Source organism: Rhodothermales bacterium (assembly GCA_039944855.1).
Taxonomy (GTDB): Bacteria; Bacteroidota; Rhodothermia; order Rhodothermales; family JANQRZ01; genus JBBSMX01.
In genome coordinates this window covers 1-3,768 of record JBDUXZ010000006.1, presented here as the reverse complement: position 1 = coordinate 3,768, position 3,768 = coordinate 1, and the positions used below count along the sequence as shown (strand labels likewise).

At 65.6% G+C, this 3,768-nt stretch carries 1 protein-coding gene; it reads left to right on the top strand.

All coding sequences use genetic code 11. The annotated features are described in order from the left end of the window. Nucleotides 1-617: 617 nt before the first annotated feature. Nucleotides 618-3,768 (top strand): choice-of-anchor J domain-containing protein (locus ABJF88_05285; GenBank protein ID MEP0546325.1); only part of this gene is annotated, 3,151 nt, incomplete at its 3' end.

Sequence of the window (3,768 nt, the reverse complement as noted above, 5' to 3'; positions counted from 1 at the left end):
CGACGCTGGTGGACGCCGAGCAGGCGGCCGGGCGCTACGAGGCGCAGTGGGACGCGCGCTCGCTCGCCTCCGGGGTGTACCTCTACCGGATCCAGGCGGGGAGCTACGCGAAGACGATGAAGGTGTCGCTCGTGCGCTAGCGCCTCGGTAGGCAGCCCGCGAGGGCTAGGCTCCCGCGGCCTCGGCCGTGGAGCCGGCGGCGCCCTCCCCCTTCGCGGGGGAGGGCGCCGCTGCGTTTACGCCGCTGCTCGGGCGCGCCGGTGCGCTGTGCCCATATGGATGTAACACAAGAGGTGCCCCGGAGCCGGAGCGACGAACTTTCGACACGCGGAGGTTGCAATTTTCATCGCGTTTGCGTAAATCTAGGTCCCCTCACTGGACGGACCGCTGATCACACACAGCCCAACACAGGACCTCATCATTTCGCCGTCCAGACACATATGGGGATCGAGAGTGCAGGCGTCACGCCGCGTCACCGGCTACATCACCGCCTCGCTCTCCCGCTACGCCAACGGGGTGCTTCGCGTCACGAGCACCCACCCGTGCTGGCTCTTCCCAGCAGTACGGACTCCCGCTCGACCTCTACCATCCCTTCACCAACCGCTTCAGAGGCTCTCATGAGACCTGTTACTTACCTACGCTACGTGCTCGCGCTAGCGTTCGTCCTGGCCGGCACCGGCTGGCTGACGACCGCTACCGCGCAGTCATTTACAGCGACGGGACCAACGCCCTCCGCGACCCCAGCTTTCCGCGGCGAGCTCGAAATCCTATTCGACCAGAGCGATGACCTTACCAGCGGGCTCGTCTCGCAGGTGAACGTCGACACGCCCGCCTTCGACATCAACAACGCCGACGACTTCGTCGTGCCTGAGGGTGTCACGTGGACGGTCCTGCAGGTCTTCGCGGACGGGTTCTACAGCCTGAGCCCGAACCCGAACCCCGCGGGCGCACCCCAGTGCCTCACCGCCGACATCGGCTTCTGGAGCCCGGGCGACGCCGAGCCGGGCACCCCGCTCTTCCTCTACGAAGACGTTGCCCCGGCCTCGGATGACCTCGGCGCCCTCACCTTCAGCGTCCCTGCGACGACGCTCGAGTCCGGGAGCTACTGGCTCTCCGTCCAGTGCGCAGGCAGCCTCAACTTCGACACGACCGCCGACGACGGTGACCCGGTCGATATCCGCCGGTGGAACTGGTTCCGCAACGACAATGCCGACGCCGAAGGCGGTGCCGGCGAGAGCGCCACAGCCATCAACCCCGGCGGTGGCTTCGGCTTCCCCGCACCCGGCTGGAACGCGCTCAACACGATCGTCACTGCTGGCTTCGACTACAACTTCGTGCTCTCCGGCACGAGCGCAGGCGTCGTCCTTGAGCCCGAGCTCGCCCTGAGCCCGAGTTCGCTGATGTTCGACGTGCCCTCCGGCGGGAGCGACACCGAGACGCTGACGATCTCCAACGAAGGCACGGCGGACCTCATCTTCTCCTTCCCCGCGTTCGCTGTCCAGCGGCGGATCCAGGAGCTCCTAAGCCGCGGCGTCAACGTCAACAGCCGTCGCTTCGAGGTTAGCTCCGAGCAGGCGAAGGGCGTCGAGCCCCGCGTCTACGGCCGCGACCAGAGCACGATGGCGCAGTACCGCGTTGCCGGGCCGGACGCCTTCGGCTACGTCGCGATCGACTCCGATGAAGAAGGTGGCCCTGCTTACGACTTCATTGACATCTCGGACACCGGCACGCTGGTCGATGAAGCCACGGTCGAGGCCCTCGGCTGCGGCATCGCCGCCGGCGGCGACGAAGGCTACGCCCTCGTCGATCTCCCCTTCACGTTCGAGTTCTACGGGGCCGGCTACGACCAGGTGTACATCAACACCAACGGCCACCTCAACTTCAACGACACGAAAGCGCCCCCCGGCTGTGGCTTCACGAACGACGTGATGCCGGATGTCGGCCTCCCCAACGGCGGCATCATCGCCCCGCTGTGGGACGACTTCGACCTCCGTGCCAACACGGATATGACCGACGGCGGCCAGATCTTCTACGAGGCCGTGGGTGCGGACGACGAACAGGTCTTCGTCGTGCAGTTCGACCAGGTCGAGAAGTTCGGCAACAACGGGCAGCTCAACACCTTCCAGGTGCTGCTCTACCCCAACGGCAACATCAAGTACCAGTACGAGGACCTGCAGTCCACGACGCTCTCGGCCTCGATCGGCATCGAGAATGCGGACGGCACCGACGGCCTCCAGATCTCGCGTAACGAAGCGTACGCGGTCAACGGCCTCGCCGTCCTCTTCACGCAGTCGAGCCAGTTCATCACCGGCGTCGAGCCGTCGAGCGGCGTCATCGCGCCCGGCATGTCCCAGGACGTGATGGTGACGGTCGATGCCTCCGGCGACAACTTCGGTGGCGAGCCGCCGCTCTCGGACGGCAGCTACTCCGACATCCTCGTGCTCAGCACGAACGACGCGGATGAAGACGTCGTCTTCATCTCTGCAGCCATCGAAGTAGGTGGCGGCAGCGGCGGGGACATCTTCCCCGAGGACTTCGAGGACACCGCCATCGGCGAGATCCCCGAGGGTTGGGCCCGCTTCGACAACGGCATCGGCGACCGGCAGTGGGCGGTCTTCAACAACTCGACCCTCGGCAACGTCGCCCGCAGCCAGTTCCAGAACGTGGACGATGGCGGCGACCCCGCCGAGGACTACCTCGCCACGCCGCAGTTCGACGTCGAGATGGGCACCACGCTCTCCTTCGACGCCGCCGAGACCTTCGGCTTCGCCGATTTCGGATCCACCTTCCAGGTGCTGATCTCGACCACGGCTCAGACCGGCATCGAGAACTACACCGTCCTCGAGACCTACAACGAGGACGACTTCCCGACGGCCACCGATGGAGCGGCGACGTTCGAGATCGACCTCTCCGCCTTCGCCGGCGAGTCGGTCTACATCGCCTTCGGCCACATCAACGACGACGGAGACGACTTCCTCCTCGACAACGTCGATGTGACCGTAGAGATGGTCGAGGATATGACCATCGCTGAAGCACGGGCCGCCGGCTCGGGCGCGATGGTGACGGTCAACGGCACAGTCAGCCGGGCCAAGGGCGCGTTCTCCTACTTCCAGGATGACACGGCCGGCCTCACGATCCGCCAGACGACCGGCGCGTTCTTCGACGCCGTCGCCGCTGGTACGATCACGGAAGGCACCAACATCCGGGTGACCGGCACGCTCTCGCAGTTCAACTCGCTCCTCCAGATCAACGGGGGGGACCTCGCGAGCTTCGAGATTCTCGGGCAAGGCGAGGAAGTCGAGCCGCAGATGATCTCGGTCCTCGATCTCCTCAATAACGGGGAGAACTACGAAGCCGAGCTCGTCGAAATCGACGACCTCACGACGCCGTCCATGGGCGTCTTCGCGGCCTCGACGAACTACGACGCGTCCGACGAAACGGGGCTCACCATCCTCCGCGTCGTGGGTGCCAACGACTCCGATGTGGACGGCCTTCCGATCCCGGACGGCGCGTTCACCTTCGAAGGCGTTGTTGGCCAGTTCAGCTCGGCCGACCCGGCTGTGGGCTACCAGCTCCTCGCTATTGAAGAAGGTGACGTCGAAGCGCAGGGTGGTGGTGGCATTTCGCTGCCGATCACGTTCGAGGAGGACATCGACTACGAGATCACCCCCTTCGGCGGGGCGATGTCGATGCTCGCCGAGGACCCCACCGACGCCTCGAACACCGTCGTCGAGACGACCCAGCCCGAGGCCGAGTGCTTCGCCGGCA